This window comes from Capnocytophaga sp. H2931, assembly GCF_002302535.1.
Classification (GTDB): domain Bacteria; phylum Bacteroidota; class Bacteroidia; order Flavobacteriales; family Flavobacteriaceae; genus Capnocytophaga; species Capnocytophaga canis.
On record NZ_CP022381.1, the window covers coordinates 769,042 to 789,088 of the forward strand.

The window sequence follows — 20,047 nt, forward strand, 5'->3', positions numbered from 1 at the left end:
TCTTATTTCTGTAATAAAAAAACAGAACTTGTTTATAAACAAAAAAGCATAAGAACTTAATAAACAGAATATTAAAAAAAGTTGTTTTGTTAAAAAAATAAAAAAAGTTGTTTTTGTAACTTTTTTCAATTTTTAGTCAGTTTTTCTGCTTCTTGTTTATTACAGTTAATCTTTGAGGTACGAAAATAACCTTTAAACGATTATTCTTTCTCCTTTTGATTGACTGTGGTTAAATAAATCTTTAAAAAGTAACGTAAAATATACAACCTTACACATCTGGTTGTTTATCATTGATTATATCTTCGTCCCATCACTATGAAAGCGAAGGCTAATGTTGTGAAAAAGGAGAACATGGCATAAACTAACGCTGGTTTTGCCATTTCTACGCTTTGCACCAATCCAGCGATATATATGGCAAGTACAGTGTTTTGTAATCCTACCTCAATACCTATGGTAGTTGCTTGTACGTTCGATATACCAAAGGTCTTTTTTGATATGATGTAGCTGAGCACCATGGAAAGCAAATGTATTGCTAAGGCATAGGGCAATATGCTTAGAATTTCCTCAAACACAATACCTGTTCCTCCTGATTCCTGATCAGCGAAAAATTTAATAATAAATACCAATCCTAATAAAATCGTATTGATAATCTTTAAGGGGATTTTTATTTTTAGAGCTAAATTCGGATAATAGCGATTGAACAACAGTCCTAAAAATGCGGGTATGATGATGATTTTGCTTACTTCCCAAAAGGTTTCGGTCATTGATAGAGAAAACTCAGATGAACTGTGCATAAAAATCGAAATACCAAGGTTGGTAAGAGTTGGTATGGTGAAAAACATCAACAAACTGTTGATTGAAGTTAAAGCTACCGCCAAAGCTGTATCAGCATTAACTAAATAGGAAACAAAATTAGAGGTAGTTCCACCAGGGCATATGGCTACAATGATTAATCCTACTTTTAATGCTGGAGGTAAATCCGAAAAGTAGGCTATTGCAAAAGCTAACAGAGGTAGAAAAACCATCTGTGCAGTCAACCCTACTGTAAAAGCCTTTGCATGAGTAAATATGTTTTCAAAATCCTTGAATTTTAAGGAACTACCAATCGCAAAGGTTACCAGCATCAATACGGCTGACATCAATTGATCTATTAAATCCATCTCTTATATATTTTTTTTCTGAAAACGGTTGGCAAAAGTACGTACTTTTTTTTGTTTATTTATCTCGTTATCATCTATTTTTGAAAAAAACGTATCTTTGCCCAAAAAAAGAATGTTCAGAACCATCGTTCCCATCCACCCTAATAAAGCTCAAATCCAATTTGAATCTAAAATTGTCAGTTTTGGTTCTTGCTTTTCATTAAATATGGCTAAGAAATTAGGCTATCACAAAATGCGAACAGTTTCTAATCCGTTTGGGATTTTATTTCATCCGTTGGCCATTGAAAAGGTTATTCGTAAATCTGTTAAAAATGAATTATTTACAGAAAAAGATTTCTTTTTTCATGATGATAAATGGCTCTGCTTTGACCTACATTCCGAATTGAGCCAACCAACATTAGATTCTGCTGTGGAACGAGCCAACCAGCAATTAATAATCTCACAAAAGGCTTTACAATCATCTGATTTTATTTTTATTACGCTCGGAACTGCTTGGGTTTACACGCATGAAACGGGAAAAGTAGTTGCTAATTGCCACAAGGTTCCACAACAACATTTTTCAAAACGATTGCTTTCTTTCTCAGAAATAGAGAATAGCTTACAATCTATATTTCAATTAGTTAATATTATAAATCCAAAAATTCATTGTATCTGTACCATTTCGCCCGTGCGACACTTAAAAGACGGATTCACTGAGAATAATATTAGTAAATCTCTATTAATAAGCTCTCTACATTCTGTTATCAAAAAAAGTAGTCATACTTCCTATTTCCCGGCCTACGAAATTATGATGGATGAACTTCGGGATTATCGTTTTTATGCCGATGATATGTTACACCCATCTGATGTAGCTATTGACTACATTTGGAAACGTTTTACTGAAAGCTACTTCTCTCCAGATTGTCTATCTATATTGAAAGAAGTTGACGCTATCCAAAAAAGATTACAACACCGTCCATTTAACACCAACAGTAAGTCTTTCATCTCTTTTCAAGAACAACTACATAAAAAAATAACTCTACTGAAAAAACGATTTCCATTTGTGGAGTTTTAAACTTTTTGGTAAAAAGTTTACATAATTTGAACTCCGTAATTCTTTACTCTCCTTATCAATGAATGAGAGCATAAAAAATATTCAAAAAAAAAATCATTTTTTTTGTAACATTTGACTTTTTTTATCGTCTATATAGATGTAGACGAGAGTTTATCCTTTTTAAATTAGTAAAAAACAAGAAAGGCTATCTAAATTATAAGATGGCCTTTTCTTTATGATAAAAACGAAAAATTATGGACTTATTCTACACTTCTTCAACTTCTATCTTATCTTTTTCTTTCTTATTTAACACTAAGTATCCACATATACCACCAAACAGTGATGCTGCAAAAATTCCGATTTTAGCTTGATCAATGAGCATAGGATTCTTAAATGCCAAAGTGGTAACAAATAACGACATAGTAAACCCAATAGCAGCTAAAAGTCCCAAACCAAACAAATTACGTAAATTCATTCCTCGAGGGAAAGTTCCCAGCCCTAATTTTACCATCAATAAGGTAAAACTTACAACACCAATCACTTTTCCGAAAAATAAGCCCAAAGCAACACCAAGAGCCACATTAGTTTCAAAAAGTGTGCTTAACTCAATATCCAAAGAAACTCCTGCATTTGCCAAAGCGAAAATCGGAATCACGACAAAGGTTACGAATGGGTGCATAGCGTGTTCAAGTCGTTGTAGTGGAGGTATTGATCTGCGGGTGTCAATACTCACTTTTTCTAAAAGATGTAGTTGCTTTTCTGTCAATGTTGGACGCGTGTTATTAGGGTCTAAACGCTTGAATCTTTTTAAATAACTTTGAATGTTATGAACAAATTCGCTTTCCTTCATCTGCACATCGGTTGGAATCATAAAAGCAACTAAAACAGCCGATATGGTAGCGTGTACACCTGAAAGCAAGAAAGCAATCCAAACGACAATTCCGATCAAAGCGTAGAACAACACATGACGTATGCCTATGCGTTTTCCTAAATAAAGTAAGAATAACAATGCAAAACCTAAACCTAAGTTAGCGAATGATATTTCAGATGTATAGAAAAATGCAATTACCAATACGGCTCCCAAATCATCAACTATAGCCAAGGCTGTCAAAAACACCTTCAATGATAATGGAATTTTATCTCCCAAAAGATAAAGCACTGCTAATGAGAAAGCTATATCCGTTGCCATAGGGATTCCCCATCCACTATGGGCTTCTCCTGAAGGATTTAAAGCTAAATAAATGATAGCGGGTACAATCATTCCTCCCAGAGCTGCCGCAATCGGTAGCATCGCTTCACGAGGATTTGACAACTCACCTGCTACAATTTCTCGTTTCAGTTCCAAACCAACAACAAAGAAAAACAAAGACATCAATCCGTCGTTTATCCAATGATGAACCGTAAAATTTAAATAGGGTTCCCCATCAAAAACAAATCCGAAATGATGCTCAAAAAAATGAAAATAGGAATCAGACCATGGAGAGTTTGCTAAAAATAAAGCGAGAATTACGTTGATTCCCAAAACAATACCTCCCGATTTCGCCTGTTTTGTGAATTTATAAATTGGAGAGGTTAAACGGTCAAATAGATATTTTTCCATAAGTACTATACATAATATTGTTTATGAACAATTAGTTTCGGTAAAAGTACTAATTTTTTCCCAAAAAAAACGATTAATTCCTCTGTTTTTTTTCCACAAAGTAGTTATTTCCGTAGTAAATATTTGTTTTTCAAAGGAATATTTTTTGACCATATGAAGGGTATGCTGTAACATAAAAGGAATATTGAGAATGTGATTTAGAAAATAACGAATGCATGGAAATGCCATTAAAAATAAAACAAAAAAACTTAATACAAATTAATAAGTAAAGCTGTTTTATTCACTAAAAATTATTCTATATATTTGGTTTACAATTTATTAAAAACTATATTATGAAAATAAATAAAAAAATTACTATTTTTATTTTTTAGATAAGTCTAAATTATTATTTTTGCTAATCTAAAAAAATAAGAGACTGATAATATTAAAAAACTAAAAACCAATAAACTAACTAATTTAATTGTAAGTAAAATGAAAATTAATCACACACTTCCAGAGCTTCCGTATGATAAAAACGCTCTAAACCCGATTATTACCGAAGAAACTTTTGACTATCACTACGGGAAGCATCACGCTGCCTATGTAAACAACCTTGCAGGATTGGTAAAAGATACCGAATGGGAGGAAAAAGACATCGTGGACATCATCCGAAAAAGCCACGCCGAAAACAATGTAGCCATCTTTAACAATGCAGCTCAACATTGGAATCACTCCTTTTTTTGGAATTGCCTGTCGCCCGATGGCGGAAAAAATCCTACGGGAAAAATAGCCGAACTCATCCACCGCGATTTCGGAAGTTTTGAAAATTTTAAAGAACAATTCTCTACCATTGCTGTAAAATTATTCGGTGCAGGTTGGGCTTGGCTGGCTCAAAATCAAGAAGGAAAACTAGAAATTCTGCCAATGAAAGATGCCTATACTCCGCTTACGGAAAACAAAACGCCTATTCTCACCATTGATGTATGGGAACACGCTTACTATATTGATTACCGAAATGCAAGACCTAAATTCGTGGAAGGTTTCTGGGAATTAGTGAACTGGAATTTTGCTAACCAAAATCTGAAATAATATGAGCGATATTTGTATAAATCACATAGAAAATTATTGGAAGTTACTAACCGAAGAGGCTAATAATTTTTTCAATCAAGAAAAGTACGAACTGGCTTTGGATAGCTATCTCAATGCCTTGTACAGAGCCGAAGTACTCAGCAATAATTTGCAAGACTGTATTCGTATGAAAGTGCCTTTCGTACAAGTGTATACTATTTCGTGTTACAATTTGGCAAATTGTTATCAAGAAGTTAAGGACTTGAACAGAGCCGAAGAGATACTGCAAAAGGCTATATATTTTCTTTTACATCTTTATGAAAAGAATTATGAAAAAGAGAGTATTCAAAAAGAATTAAGAAAATCTGTTCTAAACTACCTTAGTTTTACTCAAAAAAGTAATGTTAAAACATCAAGAACAGATGCTTTCTTGACTTATTTAAAAAATCAAACAACAAAATATAATTTACAAAATATAAAAACATTTGATTATGTGCAATTCAATTAAACTGGTTCAGAAGGAACAATTACAACTCATTCAAAAAGGAATACTAAGTATTGGGGACAAATTACCTAAATGAGCTCCCTTTACAAGATAAAAAATAAGAAATAAAGATAATAAATGATTGATTATTAATTATTCTGTATTTTGTTCTGAAACGCGATTCTCAACCCTACCTATTACTGCTCTTGTCTTTTTAGTACATACAAAGATGCTCTCGAAAAGACTTTTTTACACACAAAATATATCTTAAAAAACTTTATTCTATTTAGAACAAAACCTCAAAATTGAAAAAGCAAAAAAAAACAGAAATAATTTTGATTAAATTGGCCCAGAAAATGGTTCTTACAAAGGTCTCAATCAGCTTCAGACAAAAAATAACAAGTGCAGTGTTTTAATACTCTGCACTTGTTTGTGATTTCATACTCATCTCGAAAAATCAGTTAGTGAACACTATTTAAGGAATATATAGAGAAAAATTTATAATAAACATTCCCAAAAACAGTAAACACAACTTAACAGGTAATACTGTATTTGAGAATAAAGTAGGAGGTGTCTTTAAACAGTTTTTATATTGAATTTATAAACTCCAATAAATCTTCTCGGTCTTTTTTTGAGAGTTGTTTGAATTTTTCTTTGGTATCTTTAGCTTCTCCTCCGTGCCATAAAATGGCTTCGGTTACGTTTTTAGCACGTCCATCGTGAAGAAATTCGGTATGCCCATTTACTAAAAATTGTAATCCAATACCCCAAAGCGGACGTGTTTTCCATTCATTCCCGTTGGCTAAAAAGTCTGGACGACCATCTGCCAAATCTTCGCCCATATCGTGCAAAAGCATATCTGTATATGGATAAAATGTTTGGTTTGCTAATGCTTTGATAGGGCTGCTCCCTTGTAACCACATAACTAACCTTTTATCATGTATATAGTTAGAAATTAAATGTAAAAAATGAATATCTTAGAAAGATAGTTTTATTGTATCCTTCCAATTTGTGAAACGGTTGAGATATTACAAATTAGTGAACACTGCTTCTTACTCTAAAATATCAACGCTTAAAATTATGATCTTGATCATTTTTAATTCAAAAGATATTTTGTAACTTTGTGGGGTTGAACTTATGTATAATAATTTTAAAAAAACACATAAAATACATGAAAACTAAGGAGTTACCAAAGTCAGTTAGAAAAGAAATTAAAAAAGTAAGCGAAGTAGCGAGTTATCTATGGCAACGTGAGTGGGCAGAGCGCAATGCTGGAAACATTTCGATAGATTTGACGGATCACTTCACCGAAGAGTTGATTAATTCCACGCCGAAAAAGTATGTGCCATGTGTGCAACTTCCCAAAGAATCGGCGGGAAAAGTCATTTTTGTGACGGGAACAGGACGTTATTTACGATCATTAATCCACGATATTAACAAAACGGCTTGTATTTTGCATATTAACGAAACTGCTGATTCGTATGCAATAATTTGGGGAGGAAAAGGTGAAGCTTTTGCACCTACGAGTGAACTGATTTCACATGTTAAAATTCACTGTTTCAATCAAAAGTACAAACCTACACATAAAACAGTGTTACATACCCATGCTATCGAACTTATTGTACTGAGCCACCATGACTTATTTTACAATGAAGCCAAGTTAAATCATTCATTGTGGAAATTATGCCCTGAAATTAGGGTGTTCGTTCCAAATGGAGTACATTGCTGTCCGTATGCACTTTCGGGTACAGAGAGTTTAGCCGATATTACTATCGAAGGACTTAAAACCCATGATGTTATTCTCTGGGAAAAACACGGTGTGTTAGCTACCGGTGAAGATGTGGTACGAGCCTTTGACTACTTGGATGTTGCAAATAAAGGAGCTAAAATGCTGTTGATGGCGTGGGCTGCAGGTTTTGAACCACAAGGAATGAACGACCAGCAGTTGGATGAATTGGAACGCCTTTTTTTAGGTAAAAAGTAATTTTTCAAGGGAGTTAGCAGTCCCAAGAGTTTTTACTAATTTTTTTGGGACTGTTTTTTTATACTTAGAACTCGCTCAATGCGTACACTGCAAAACTCGCTAACCAATGACTTCCTCCGTAATTACCTTGGAAAACTAATGGTAAAGCATTGTTTAATAGTTTTTTAGAAGATAAATCAAATTCCTTTTTCAAGCGATGATTCCGAGGTAGCTCTTTAGCAATAGCTTTCATACACCATGCTCTCGAAAAGGACAATCCCACCAAATGCACAATTTGATAATCGTTCAAATCACTGATAATTGGTAATTCTTTGATGTTGTTTAAGCTACGCTTGTCATAAAACTGATTTAACCATTTTGTAAACTCTTTTTTAGGTAGTATACGTCGCATCAAATTGGCAGTTTCCAAACTTGGTGAAAAGAAATCACTGCCATTAGGTTCTAAATAGGCAGGGATATTTTTATCTTTTAAGTAAAAAGCTTTCGACTTTTCAATAAGTTGATTTTCAAAATTTTTATCGCCAACCGTTCTTGCCCAATCAATGGCAAATCCCATCGCAAATGCTGAATTAGGATGTACACCCGTACGATTAGGATAAGTTTGTTTGGGAAGAAAATCTAACCAAAGTTGTTTTATTTTTTGAGTTAAGGGACTCAAATTATCATGCCATTGTTTTGCCTTAGGGTGTTTTGCTTTGGCTAACTCCTCGTCCAATTTTAGAATCCATGCCCAGCCATAGGTACGTTCAAATGTAGTAGCTCCTTTGTATGTAGTGAAATAAGCAGCTTCGGCTTCCATTTTTTTCTTATTAAATGATTTATCCAATACCGTTTCGATGATTTCTCGATTAGCTATTTCGGGCATTGTCTCTAAAATTCTAACCAACATCCAATGACCATGGACAGAGCTATGCCAATCGTAGCAACCGTAAAAAACAGGATGTAACTCGCGGGGAGTTAGTCGAGCGTCTTTTTCCGCATTGATGCCATGTCCGGTTTTGTTTGGATATTCTTCTTCAATGCAATGTAGAGGCAAACTTGCTAACTTCTCGGCTATTTGGGTGGTGAAAACAACCTCTTGTGCGATTCCCCATAGAGGAAATAACAACATTCCTAAAATTATTTTTTTCATATTCAATTCAGATTATTACAAAATATTTTGTTATAAAAAATGAATAACAATGTAAAACATAAAAGTTAAAAACTTTGTCGTATGTTCATATTCTTTTTCAATGAATACAAATGTACGACAAAGTTTAGATAAAAAGTAAATGTAATTCTCTTATTTCCTGCGAAAAACACTTTACTTTATCAATCCTTTATAATTATTCCTTAATTCCTGATAACAGCAATTTCTCTTGAACCTCATGGGTCATCACTTGATACCCCCATAGATGTCGGTTGAATTTCGATTTTCCTTGAGTGATGGAACGCAACGAAGTGGAGTAGCCATACATTTCGGCAATGGGTACTAAGGCTTTGATTTGCTGATACTGCCGTACGCTATCAATCCCTGTGATTACAGCTCTGCGACTTTGTAAATCGGTCATCACATCGCCCATAGCTACGGTGTCACAAAGTACTTCGAGTTCGTAAATAGGCTCCATAATTTTTGGTGAAGCATTTTTGAACGCTTCAGCAAATCCTGCTGATGCTGCCAATTGGAATGCGATGTCATTGGAATCCACTGGGTGCATTTTTCCATCGAAAATGCTTACCCGAATGTTTTGGCAATATGAGCCTGTGAGAGGCCCTTCTTCCATTTTTGCCATGATTCCTTTTTTGATGGCACCAATGAAGCGAGTGTCTATACTTCCTCCAACGATGCACCATAGAAAATGCAGGTGTCCGCCCCATGGCAATTCGATAAGTTCTTCTTTTCTGATATTCAAATCGGTAGGGAGCGGTCGGTCTGCTTCGTAAGGTTCTATACGTAAATGGACTTCAGCGAATTGTCCAGCTCCTCCTGATTGTTTTTTGTGTCGATATTGAGCTTCTGCTGTTTTTGAAATAGTTTCACGATATGGAATTTTTGGTCTAATTAGCTCCATGTCAATATTGTACAATGATTTTATACGTTGTTTCACCACATCAAAATGCATTTGCCCTTGTCCGTGAATGATGGTTTGTTTCAATTCAGGTGAATATTGCAATGTAAAGGTAGGGTCTTCCTCCTGAATAACATGTAACGCATTGGTCAGTTTTTCAAAATCTGATTTTGATGGCGGTACCACAGCCATACGTATTTTCATCTGAGGGAATTTAATTTTTCGGATTTGTACTCCTTCATGTCCTTGGGAATTGAGTGTATTATTAGTATGTGAATTTTTTAGTTTTATGGTAACTCCCAAATCTCCCGCAACCAATTCCTCGACAGCTTCGCGGTTTTTTCCATTTACGACGAAAATTTTATTGATACGCTCATCTTCGCCATTCATTTGGTTTGTGAGTGTGTCACCTGTTTTAAGTGTTCCACTGTACACTTTAAAGTAGCTCAATTCTCCGATTTGGGCTTCGTTCAGTGTTTTGTAGATGAAAATAGAAGTCGGTAAATCAGCTTTTGGGGCAAGAGTATCGCCATTTTGTAGTATTCTGGCTGGACGTTGCAGAGGTGACGGACAAATATCTCGAATGAACCCCATCACGCGTCCTGTTCCCTTATTTTCTTTAGATGAAACACAAAAGACGGGGAAGAAGTTTTGTTTACCCATGGCTAATTGTAATCCTTTGGTAAGATCTTCTTCGCTGAGAGTTCCTTGATCAAAATATTTTTCCATCAGACCTTCTTCTTCTTCGGCAGCAACTTCAACCAATTTATTATGAAGTTCTTTTGCTCGGTCGAGTACGTCAGCAGGGATGGACTCTTTTTTAGGTTTCCCTCCGTTGGCATCGAAAGTGTACATTACCATTCGTAGGGCATCGATTATTTTATGAAAGCCTTTATCTATATTGTAAGGAAACTGAATCTCAATGACTTTATCACCAAAAGTAGTTTTGATATCTTGGAGCGATTTGTCGAAATTCGCCTTTTCATGATCTAATTGATTGATAACAAATAGAGTGGGCGTTCCGAATTCATCAATATAGTCTTTATGAAGTTCGTTTTGTACTTCAATTCCTTCTTTAGCATTGATGACTACTACGGCAGTGTCAGCAACTTTTAATCCTGAAATGGCTTCACCAATAAAATCATCAAACCCTGGGGTGTCAATCAAGTTTATTTTTACGTCGCCCCATTGCACATGCATCAGTGAACTGAAAATACTGTGTTTTTTATCTTTTTCCATATCATGGAAATCCGAAACCGTATTTCCTTCCTCAACATTTCCAATTCGGGTGGTAGCTCCCGATTCAAATAACATTGTTTCTACCAACGATGTTTTTCCGCTTCCGGCGTGTCCTAAAAGAACCGCATTCCGAATATTATTTGTGTTGTAACTCATTTTGAATATTTTTTTATATTAAGTTCAGATTCTATACTTAGCATAGAACCTATGTTAAAAATACCCCATAAAGGTACAAAATTTTCTAAACACAATGCAAGAAAAATAAAGTTTTTTTTTGATTTGGCAGTATTTTATTCGGCTGTTTGATTTTTAATCTCTCTTATTGCAGAGAAGTTATGCCCTGTTGGTTCTTGAAATAATCGCAGATTAAACGTTGGCACGATGGCTATAATATGATCAAAAATGTCCGATTGTATTCCTTCGTAAATGATAAATTCTTTAATTTTTGAGAACATATAAATCTCGATAGGGACTCCCTTTTCTGTAGCTTGTAACTGTCTGACTAAGAACATCATGTCTAAATTCACATACCCTGATTCACGCAAATAATTCTCTACGTACTTTCGGAACGTACCGATATTTGTCAATCGCCGTTGGTTAAATTGCTCTGGTTCATTAGCGTTTACTTGATTGATGATTTTAATTTTATCCTCAATATACTCAGATATAAGACGTATCTTTCGGAAAGTATTTATCTCTTCTTCCGACAGAAAATGGATAGATTCCATGTCTATATTGACATGACGTTTGATGCGTCGTCCATCCGATTCCTGCATTCCTCGCCAGTTAGTGAAGGATTCAGACGTTAGTTTATATGTTGGTATGGTAGTGATAGTTCTGTCCCAATTTTGTACTTTAACAGTAGTCAAGCCTATATCTATCACGATACCATCTGCACCATCTTTAGGAAGTTCTACCCAATCACCTACGTACACCATCTTGTTTGCCGAAAGCTGAATACCAGCAACAAAGCCCATAATCATATCTTTATAAACGATTAAAAGAATGGTAATCATGGCTCCCAATCCTGCTAAAATATCCATAAAATTTTTATTCGCAAAAATGGATATGATGGCTACCCCCGCTAAAGAATATAACACTACTTTTCCTAATTGGATATATATTTTGACAATTGCACTCACTCCTTTTAAATGAATGAAAAGCTGTTGAATGGCATTGAGCAATGCATTTAAAAACAAAACAGTAACCACAATGAAATAGACACCAATAAAAGTTGATACAAACCAACGAACTGATGATGAAGATATTAAGTCTTGTAAATTTTGCATTAAAATACCCGGGAAGAAATGAGCAAAATTGGAGAATACGCGATTTTCCATAAAAATATCATCCCATTGATTGGCCGTGTATCCTACAATTTTCGGAATAACCCTACGCATTACAAAAGTTAAAACCCTATCAACCAAATAAGCTAAGGTGAAAATTAATACCAAAATTACGATGGATTGGACAAACACAGCCCAATGATTTTCAAGCCCGTACGATTCAAAAAATGCCACGGATTCTTTGCGATAAAATACTAATCTTTCCATTGTTTATCCTATTTTTAAGTACTTTTTAATCTTCGTAAAGTTCATGAACCTTGTTGTAAACCAATTCCGATTCCCATCCTCGATAAAGCAAATAATCAGCTAATTTTCTTTTGGCTTTGTACACGCTTTTTTCTTTAATTTCGGCTTGTTTTTTCTCGGCTAAAGAATCAAAAATTTCTTCATATTCCTCATCGTCAATTTCTTCCATTGCTGAATTGATGATGTAAGTTGATAATCCTCTGAATTTCAATTCCCGCTTGATACGAATCTTTCCCCATTTTTTATAACGTAATTTTCCACGAACAAAACTTTTAGCAAAACGTTCTTCATTGAGAAAATTATTTTGAATCAAGTACACCATAATTTCGTCAATTGCCAATGGAATCATCCGCATCTGACGTAGTTTCTCGACTACCTCTGCTTGATAACGCTCCTGATAGGCACAAAAAAGCTCCATTCTTCGCTTAGCTTCCTCAACGGTATATGTTTTTACGGTTTCCATTTAATTTTGCAGCTCTGAAAAGTATTTTAATAGGTCAATATTGATTTCAGCCGAGAGTTTTCCCGCCTCGTGAACAAAAGTTTCGTAGGAAACCGCATTTCCTTCTCCCGCTTTGTCCGAAATAGCTCTAAGCATAATGAAAGGTATGTTCATCATATAACAGGTTTGAGCAATAGCCGCAGCTTCCATTTCAACAGCTTTTGCCTTCGGGAAATTCGTTTCAATTATTTTTAGTCGCTGAGGTTCAGAAATGAATGAATCACCACTAACGACCATTCCCACATGCAATTGATTACTGTGTTTTTCGGCTACTTTTTTCGCCAAATCAAACCATTTTTTGTCAGGTAAAAAAGCTGGAGGCATTTGTGCTTGTTGTCCTATTTCATAACCAAAAGCCGTTACATCTACATCGTGATGGCGAACTTCGGCAGCTAAGATAATGTCATAAACAACAGTGTCGCCCAATCCTCCTGCTGTTCCTGTGTTTATAATCAATTGAGGTTCAAAGTGTTCTATGAGTAAAGTTGTTCCCACTGCAGCACTTACCTTACCAATACCCGAAAGCAACACAACTACCGAAAGTCCGTAAAGTTCACCTTCATAAAATTCAAAACGCCCAATTTTAGTTGTTTTTACATTGTTTAATTTAGCTCGTAATGTGCTCACTTCAAGCTCCATAGCTCCTATGATTCCGATCTTCATCTTTTACCTTTATTGTGATTTAGTGAATTACAAAAGTAGAAAAAATATTTGGTTGTGGGAAGTCTTAAAAAATAAGATTCACAGAAAAAAATGAATTCCTCATTCCATATCTGGTTTATCAATTGATAATATTTTTTCTAAAGGAGTTATAATATTATCTTTTCTTTTTATAATTTATATTCCTTCTAAATTAAAACCTTTCATTGAAATACAAAAAATAAATACCTTTGCACCCGAAATAAAACAGGGAAATCAAAAAAATGAGAACCAAATCAATAAAGAAAAATGTCATAAACGTAGTTACATTAGGATGTTCCAAAAACGTTTATGACAGTGAGGTTTTGATGGGACAACTCAAAGCGGGTGGAAAGGAAGTTGTACACGAAAAAGAAGGTAATATTGTGGTTATCAATACATGCGGATTCATCAATAATGCCAAAGAAGAGAGCGTAAACACTATTTTAGATTATGTGCAACGTAAAGAGGAAGGTTTAGTGGACAAGGTTTATGTGATGGGATGTTTAAGCGAACGTTACAAACCTGATTTGGAAAAAGAAATCCCTGATGTTGATCAGTATTTTGGTACTAGCGACTTACCTGCTTTGTTGAAAGTACTGGGGGCAGACTACAAACACGAGCTTATCGGTGAGCGACTTACTACAACACCAAAGAATTATGCCTACCTTAAAATAGCCGAAGGCTGCGACCGCCCATGTAGTTTTTGTGCTATTCCGCTAATGCGAGGAAGCCATCGTAGCACTCCCATTGAAGATTTGGTTCAGGAAGCCGAAAAACTCGCAACCAAAGGTGTGAAGGAGCTGATTCTGATTGCACAAGACCTAACTTATTACGGATTAGACCTTTACAAGCAACGAAAATTAGCCGATTTACTTCGTGCCTTAGTTAAAGTAGAGGGTATTGAGTGGATTCGTTTGCATTATGCCTTTCCGACAGGTTTCCCGATGGATGTCATTGATGTGATGAAAGAAGAACCGAAGATTTGTAATTATTTGGATATTCCGCTACAACACATTTCAGATAACATCCTCAAAAGTATGCGAAGAGGCACCACCAAAGAAAAAACGACCAAGTTACTAAAAGAGTTTAAACAAAAACTTCCAGAAATGGCTATCCGCACAACGTTGATTGTAGGATACCCTGGAGAAACGCAAGAGGATTTCGAAACCCTTAAAGAATTTGTAAAAGAAATGCGTTTCGATCGTTTAGGATGTTTCACCTATAGCCACGAAGAAAATACTCATGCTTATAGTTTGGAAGATGATGTTCCTGAGGAAGTTAAATTACAACGTGCCAACGATATAATGGAGCTACAATCACAAATTTCGTGGGAACTTAATCAAGAAAAAATCGGAAAAACATTCCGTTGTCTTATCGACCGGAAGGAAGGGAATTACTTTGTAGGTCGTACCGAACACGATTCCCCCGATGTGGATAACGAAGTGCTGATTGACGCTAAAAAATTCTATGTGAAATTAGGTGAATTTATCGATGTAAAAATCATAGATTCAGCTGATTATGACCTATATGCTGAACCTTTAAATCTGTAAAACATACAGATTTAGAAAAAAACACTCAGCATCTTTGTATTTTTGTAATATAAATTCCCTACTTTTGTAAAATTAAGAACGTAAAAATATCATACTATGGATTTGCAAGGACGTATAAAATTAATATCACCAATACAACAATTTGGAACAAATGGATTCCAAAAGAGGGAGATCGTTATCACCACCGAAGAACAATACCCTCAGCATGTAGTTTTTGAATTTACCCAAGACAAGTGTAGCTTATTAGATGCATTTCAACCGGGACAGTTGGTGCGAATCAGTTTCAATGTACGTGGACGGGAGTGGATAAATCCACAAGGAGAAGCAAAATATTTCAATTCATTGCAAGGTTGGCGTATTGAAAATATGGAAATGGCACAGCAGTATCCGCCACAAGGACAACCTTACCAGCAAGAGCCTTACCAACAGCCTTATGGAGGGCAACCATACGCACAAGCTCCTCAGCAAATGCCACCTGCACAAACCAATGTGAATCAACAAGAGGCTATAGACGACGATTTACCATTCTAACAACATACAAAATTGTCCGAAAAACCATATTTAGTGATGTTACATAGCTGTTAATCTGCTAAATAACACAAATTTTAGATCAAGTTTTTGCTCAATATTAGTTTTTCGGACATTTTTTAATTATCTCACACTGATTTTAAAGAATATAAATCAAATCGGTGTGAGATTTTTTTCGCTATTACATCTCCTAAACTTGGGCAATACGCATAATTTTTTTTGAGAGTTAATTTTATACTCTAAAAAAAATATCGTATCTTCGTCTGATGAACAAAAAGGAGAGTTTTAATTTTTTTGGGAAACCTTTCAATAAAGTAAAACCCTATAAAAAAACGGAATAAAAATGATAAAAGAATCTGAACTTATTTTAAGTCCGAAGGGGAGTATTTATCACATTGATTTGACCCCTGAACAGGTTGCTACCACCATTATTTTGGTTGGTGATCAAAACCGAGTGGCACGTATTTCGGCTCATTTCGATACCATTGAACATAAGGTACAGAAAAGAGAATTTTGTACACATACAGGAACTTATAAAGGAAAACGTTTGTCCGTGATTTCCACAGGAATAGGGCCTGACAACATCGACATTGTGATCAATGAATTGGACGCTCTTTTCAATATTGATTTGCAGACACGCCAAATCAAGGAGAAGCATACACAATTAAACTTCATTCGTTTTGGTACTTCGGGCTCTTTACAGGCTGACATCCCAGTGGAAAGTATTGTGCTATCCTCCTACGGGTTGGGAATGGATAATATGATGCACAGCTATCGAGATTTAGACAAAGTGGCTGAAAGTGAGATGGAAAACGCTTTTATCAAGCATACACAATGGAGTGAAAATAAAGGTCGTCCATATATCGTAGGTTGTGGTCAGGAGCTGAAAAACAAATTATTAACTTCCGAAATTTTTGAAGGTATCACAGGAACGGCTCCTGGGTTTTATGGTCCACAAGGACGCGTGTTGCGATTGCAAGTACAAGATGCTCAATTGAATGATAAATTGCACAGTTTTAACCACAACGGGCATCGAATGACTAATTTAGAAATGGAAACATCAGCCATCTACGGACTGTCAAAGTTGTTAGGGCATCAAGCCGTTTCACTGAATGTTATCATTGCTAACCGAGCTACACAAACATTTGTTGAAGATACTCAAAAAGCAGTTGAAAAATTGATTCATTTCGGATTGAACCAAATAGCCAAAAACGTTTAAGTATGCAGTTCACTCCGCTAACAGAGCAAGAATTACATAATTTAGCGATGAATATCGTGGGAGCAGCTCTACGCGATGAATTAAAATGGGAATTTTTGCTGGTTAATAGCAAGTTGAAAAAAGACCCTCAGTTTGTTTGTATTGATAAAAACAAGCAACGTTATTTTATCATTGTACGTGCAGTCCTTTACGGTGAAAACCCTGATGCCTATGATGCTGTTTTTATGGAAATTGTCCGACAACATGCCGAAAAACATAACGCAAAAACCTATTTTGCAGGAGTGGGACTAATCAATGTTGAAAATACAACACTTCCTATTTATAAAAATCAGCCTTATCAAGTCAATTTCAAGGGGTTGCTGGAAATTGTGTAACGACTCGGTACCAACTTGTGCAAAATTCATTCAAAAGCTTTACATGAATCCACTTTACAAAATTATTTCAAAATGAAACCTTTTATCAGTATTATTTCTATTTGTGTATTTCTTTTATTTTCCTGTACTCCAAAGGATAAAATACATTTGGTGCGAGGTGAGGCACAAGGCAGTACGTACGCTATTAAATATGTTTCGCACAGCGATGAAGCACTAAAACCTGCTATTGATTCTATCTTAGAGGTCATTGATCTGTCGATGTCTACATACCGACCTGAATCTCTCATATCAAAAATAAATAGAGGAGAGAGAATTACTATTGACCCACATTTTGAAAAAGTATTCTTAGCTTCACAAATCATTTGGCAACAAAGTGAAGGAGCTTTCGATCCAACGGTGGGTGTGTTGGTAAATGCTTGGGGGTTTGGTAAAGAAAAACATTCGAGAAATCTTACTGAAAATCAAATAGATAGTCTAAAACAATTCGTAGGATTTGAAAAAATACGTTTGACGGACGGGAAATACATCGAAAAGCAACATTCTGCCATTTTTTTTGATTTTAATGCCATAGCACAAGGTTATACGGTAGATGTCATTGCTGATTTTTTAAAATCAAAAGGAATTGAAAATTTCATAGTTGAGGTGGGCGGCGAACTGTTTTTAAGTGGACAAAACACCGTAGAAAATAAAAAATGGACGATAGGAATTGAGAATCCTACCTTAGTGGATGAAAATCAATTGATTGCTACAGTGCAATTTTCGAATCAAGGTTTGGCAACCTCAGGGAACTATCGAAAAATTCGGACAGATGCGCTTACTGGGGAAAAATTTGTGCATTCAATCAATCCGAAAACAGGACTTGCCAAACAAAGTAATTTGTTGAGTGCTACAGTGATAACTGACTCATCAATGTACGCCGATGGTTATGCTACAATGCTTATGGTATTAGGTTTGGAAGAAAGCAAAAAATTCTTAGAAAAACACACAAATTTGCATGTTTTATTGGTTTATAACAACGAAAATAATGAGATAAAAACCTTTGAAACAGAGGGTTTTAAGAAATTATCTATGAATTAATGGATATTGTTTACAAATGTTTTTTATAGATTCTTCAAAATCAGTGTAATGAAAGTCTATGAATTGCGAAACTTTACTTCCATCATAAGAAGAAACTAAACTCACAGAATCGGCATTTCGAAGAGTGAGTGTTCTTTTCTTAAGTTGTAGGAAACTGAGTAATCCGTCAATTCTAGCAAGTAATCGAAGTACGTTGTGACTTACTTTCTTATGTGGTGGGAGAACTCCTAAGTGTGTTGCAATCGTTTTCATTACATGCTGATAGGTTTGGTTACTTCCGTTTAATATAAAACGTTGATTTTCAACTTCTGAAAACTGAAGTGCTATCATCGCTCGAACAACATCATCTACATCTACGAAACCCGTACCCCCAGTGGGGAAAAAAGGGAAACGATTAGCTAAACGCTTAAATAACGTTCCAGAACCTGAATCCAAAAAATAAGCTCCCAATACTACGGAAGGGTTGACAATCAACACCTTAAGACCTTCTTGTGAACCTCTCCAAACTTCCATTTCGCCACCATGTTTGCTGATGGCATAATCATTATTACTCGCCTCTGGATTCCACTCGCTGTTCTCATCAAGTATTTTTCCATCCACCGAAGTAATCGTTGCAATGGAACTCACATGGCATAGTTTCTTAATTTTAAAATCAATACATAGATTTACTATATTAGCGGTACCTTCTACATTGATTTTGATAAGTTTGTCGAAATCTGTAGGCTTGAATGAAATAAATCCAGCAACGTGGAATACGAAAACAACACCCTGAAAAGCCTTTTCTAATTCAGGGATGTTGTTTATATCTGCTTTAACCCATTCAATACGAGAAAATTGCTTTTCCCCTTCATCGGACAGGTTTTTAAAAATCCTTTTAATTTTTTTAAGAGAATCCTCAGAACGATAGATAGAACGTACTTTATATTTTTCATTTTTAGTTAAATGAAATAACAATCGGCTACCGATGAGCCCCGTTCCTCCCGTTACTAAAATCATTACTCTCCTAAAGGAATGCGTTCGTCAATTAGTTTAAGAGCCAATGGACTGTCTTTTTCGTTTGTAAACTCAAACAAATCCAAAATACTGTGAACCAAGCGTTCTTCTTCCAATTGTTCTTCTACGAACCATTGCAAGAAATTTTCACTGGCATAGTCACTTTCTTGACGTGCTTTTTTGAAGATTGCAAAAATCGCTTTCGTAACTTCAATTTCATGTTCCAACGTTTTCTCGTAAACTTCCTGCAATGAAGCGAAGTCTTGCTTTACTTTTCCAACTTCGGGAGCATATGCTCTTGCTCCATTTTCGTTCAAGAAACGGAAAATTTTCATCATATGATCTCTTTCTTCCACGGCATGTCCATAGAAAAACTCAGCACTTCGAGGAAATCCGTTTACCTCACACCAAGATGCCATCGCCAAATAAATTGAACTCGCTTCAGCCTCCATGCTCACTTGTTTGTTGAGCATCTCAATCACTTCGGGATGTAGACTTGTTTGCAATCGGGTGTATTTTACTTTTGCCATTATTTCTGTTTTTTAGTTATAGGTTACAAATATAAATATTAGTTCTTAATTGACAAAATAATTACTTATTTTTTAGGTCTTTGGACATTTTGAGGTAGATTTAATTTTGGGAGCAGAACATAAATGAGCAATTTTAACTACTGTAGAAAGAAAAACAAAATTTCTAATAATGAAGACGTTAAGTACTAAGAATACAAAAAGTTTAGCAAAAGTAATGATAGGCATTTTGCTTTCTTATAAAGATTTTGTAAAACCCATTACGAGTGATAATGAATTTGAAATACGAAGTATTCGTGAACACTTAAAAAAAACAGTAGATAATTTTCTGAAAATCAGTATATTAGTAAGGAATTAAGTTGTGATTTTTATTTTGCCAATCTGTATTGTTATTGGGAGCGAGGATTGA

General features: G+C 35.1%; 20 protein-coding genes. 10 read left to right on the forward strand and 10 right to left on the reverse strand.

All coding sequences use genetic code 11. From position 1 onward, the window contains the following. Nucleotides 1–287: 287 nt before the first annotated feature. Nucleotides 288–1,160, reverse strand: a complete 873-nt coding sequence (locus CGC52_RS03260) for a bile acid:sodium symporter family protein (protein WP_042344525.1) — start codon at nt 1,158–1,160, stop codon at nt 288–290. 112 nt (nt 1,161–1,272) lie between these two features. On the opposite strand from CGC52_RS03260, the gene CGC52_RS03265 reads away from it, so the two are divergent. Beyond that, nucleotides 1,273–2,214, forward strand: coding sequence for a GSCFA domain-containing protein (locus tag CGC52_RS03265; RefSeq protein WP_095893412.1), 942 nt, complete (start codon nt 1,273–1,275; stop codon nt 2,212–2,214). A 244-nt stretch (nt 2,215–2,458) separates the two neighbouring features. On the opposite strand, the gene nhaA is transcribed toward CGC52_RS03265, so the two are convergent. Further along, on the reverse strand, nt 2,459–3,793 hold the full coding sequence (gene nhaA / locus CGC52_RS03270) for a Na+/H+ antiporter NhaA (RefSeq protein WP_042009358.1): 1,335 nt from the start codon (nt 3,791–3,793) through the stop codon (nt 2,459–2,461). A 471-nt stretch (nt 3,794–4,264) separates the two neighbouring features. On the opposite strand from nhaA, the gene CGC52_RS03280 reads away from it, so the two are divergent. Both CGC52_RS03280 and CGC52_RS03285 read left to right on the forward strand, forming a co-directional pair. Next, nucleotides 4,265–4,861, forward strand: coding sequence for a superoxide dismutase (locus tag CGC52_RS03280; protein WP_042009361.1), 597 nt, complete (start codon nt 4,265–4,267; stop codon nt 4,859–4,861). Nucleotide 4,862: 1 nt separating this feature from the next. Beyond that, the gene (locus CGC52_RS03285) at nt 4,863–5,348 is read left to right on the forward strand and encodes a tetratricopeptide repeat protein (RefSeq protein WP_042009362.1); all 486 of its coding nucleotides are present in this window, start codon (nt 4,863–4,865) and stop codon (nt 5,346–5,348) included. Between the two features lie 563 nt (nt 5,349–5,911). Here the strand turns inward: CGC52_RS03285 and CGC52_RS03295 are convergent. After that, nucleotides 5,912–6,298 (reverse strand): di-heme oxidoredictase family protein, encoded by a 387-nt coding sequence (locus CGC52_RS03295; protein WP_255395919.1) that lies wholly within the window; start codon nt 6,296–6,298, stop codon nt 5,912–5,914. A gap of 197 nt (nt 6,299–6,495) precedes the next feature. On the opposite strand from CGC52_RS03295, the gene rhaD reads away from it, so the two are divergent. Next, on the forward strand, nt 6,496–7,308 hold the full coding sequence (gene rhaD / locus CGC52_RS03300; protein ID WP_042346709.1) for a rhamnulose-1-phosphate aldolase: 813 nt from the start codon (nt 6,496–6,498) through the stop codon (nt 7,306–7,308). 64 nt (nt 7,309–7,372) lie between these two features. Here rhaD and CGC52_RS03305 read toward each other — a convergent pair whose 3' ends face one another. The 5 genes from CGC52_RS03305 to CGC52_RS03325 all read right to left on the reverse strand — a co-directional run bounded on the left by CGC52_RS03305 (nt 7,373) and on the right by CGC52_RS03325 (nt 13,352). After that, the gene (locus CGC52_RS03305) at nt 7,373–8,440 is read right to left on the reverse strand and encodes a DUF2891 domain-containing protein (protein WP_095893413.1); all 1,068 of its coding nucleotides are present in this window, start codon (nt 8,438–8,440) and stop codon (nt 7,373–7,375) included. Between the two features lie 193 nt (nt 8,441–8,633). Continuing rightward, nucleotides 8,634–10,751 carry a translation factor GTPase family protein gene (locus CGC52_RS03310; protein ID WP_095893414.1) on the reverse strand — a complete coding sequence of 706 codons (2,118 nt, stop codon included), beginning with the start codon at nt 10,749–10,751 and terminating at the stop codon, nt 8,634–8,636. Between the two features lie 134 nt (nt 10,752–10,885). Then, a complete protein-coding gene (locus tag CGC52_RS03315; RefSeq protein ID WP_042009369.1) occupies nt 10,886–12,148 on the reverse strand; it encodes a mechanosensitive ion channel family protein in 1,263 nt (420 codons plus the stop codon). A gap of 25 nt (nt 12,149–12,173) precedes the next feature. After that, entirely contained in the window at nt 12,174–12,650 is a 477-nt protein-coding gene (locus tag CGC52_RS03320) for a regulatory protein RecX (RefSeq protein ID WP_095893415.1), read from the reverse strand. Next, a complete protein-coding gene (locus CGC52_RS03325) occupies nt 12,651–13,352 on the reverse strand; it encodes a 5'-methylthioadenosine/adenosylhomocysteine nucleosidase (RefSeq protein WP_042009371.1) in 702 nt (233 codons plus the stop codon). It abuts the gene before it with no gap. Between the two features lie 260 nt (nt 13,353–13,612). Here CGC52_RS03325 and rimO point away from each other — a divergent pair, with 260 nt between their 5' ends. The 5 genes from rimO to CGC52_RS03350 all read left to right on the forward strand — a co-directional run bounded on the left by rimO (nt 13,613) and on the right by CGC52_RS03350 (nt 18,118). Then, nucleotides 13,613–14,920, forward strand: a complete 1,308-nt coding sequence (rimO, locus tag CGC52_RS03330; protein WP_095893416.1) for a 30S ribosomal protein S12 methylthiotransferase RimO — start codon at nt 13,613–13,615, stop codon at nt 14,918–14,920. 96 nt (nt 14,921–15,016) lie between these two features. After that, a complete protein-coding gene (locus CGC52_RS03335; protein ID WP_042344513.1) occupies nt 15,017–15,451 on the forward strand; it encodes a DUF3127 domain-containing protein in 435 nt (144 codons plus the stop codon). 340 nt (nt 15,452–15,791) lie between these two features. After that, nucleotides 15,792–16,667 carry a nucleoside phosphorylase gene (locus CGC52_RS03340; RefSeq protein ID WP_095893417.1) on the forward strand — a complete coding sequence of 292 codons (876 nt, stop codon included), beginning with the start codon at nt 15,792–15,794 and terminating at the stop codon, nt 16,665–16,667. A 2-nt stretch (nt 16,668–16,669) separates the two neighbouring features. Next, nucleotides 16,670–17,041 carry a hypothetical protein gene (locus CGC52_RS03345; protein ID WP_042346699.1) on the forward strand — a complete coding sequence of 124 codons (372 nt, stop codon included), beginning with the start codon at nt 16,670–16,672 and terminating at the stop codon, nt 17,039–17,041. A gap of 72 nt (nt 17,042–17,113) precedes the next feature. Further along, nucleotides 17,114–18,118, forward strand: coding sequence for an FAD:protein FMN transferase (locus CGC52_RS03350; RefSeq protein WP_042344508.1), 1,005 nt, complete (start codon nt 17,114–17,116; stop codon nt 18,116–18,118). On the opposite strand, the gene CGC52_RS03355 is transcribed toward CGC52_RS03350, so the two are convergent. Together CGC52_RS03355 and CGC52_RS03360 are read right to left on the reverse strand one after the other, a co-directional pair. Then, nucleotides 18,104–19,114, reverse strand: coding sequence for an NAD-dependent epimerase/dehydratase family protein (locus tag CGC52_RS03355; RefSeq protein WP_095893418.1), 1,011 nt, complete (start codon nt 19,112–19,114; stop codon nt 18,104–18,106). The genes CGC52_RS03350 and CGC52_RS03355 overlap by 15 nt on opposite strands. Continuing rightward, nucleotides 19,114–19,641 carry a ferritin gene (locus CGC52_RS03360; RefSeq protein WP_042009378.1) on the reverse strand — a complete coding sequence of 176 codons (528 nt, stop codon included), beginning with the start codon at nt 19,639–19,641 and terminating at the stop codon, nt 19,114–19,116. The genes CGC52_RS03355 and CGC52_RS03360 overlap by 1 nt, the downstream gene beginning before the upstream one ends. A gap of 169 nt (nt 19,642–19,810) precedes the next feature. Here CGC52_RS03360 and CGC52_RS03365 point away from each other — a divergent pair, with 169 nt between their 5' ends. Beyond that, on the forward strand, nt 19,811–19,996 hold the full coding sequence (locus CGC52_RS03365; protein ID WP_095893419.1) for a hypothetical protein: 186 nt from the start codon (nt 19,811–19,813) through the stop codon (nt 19,994–19,996). Nucleotides 19,997–20,047: the final 51 nt, after the last annotated feature.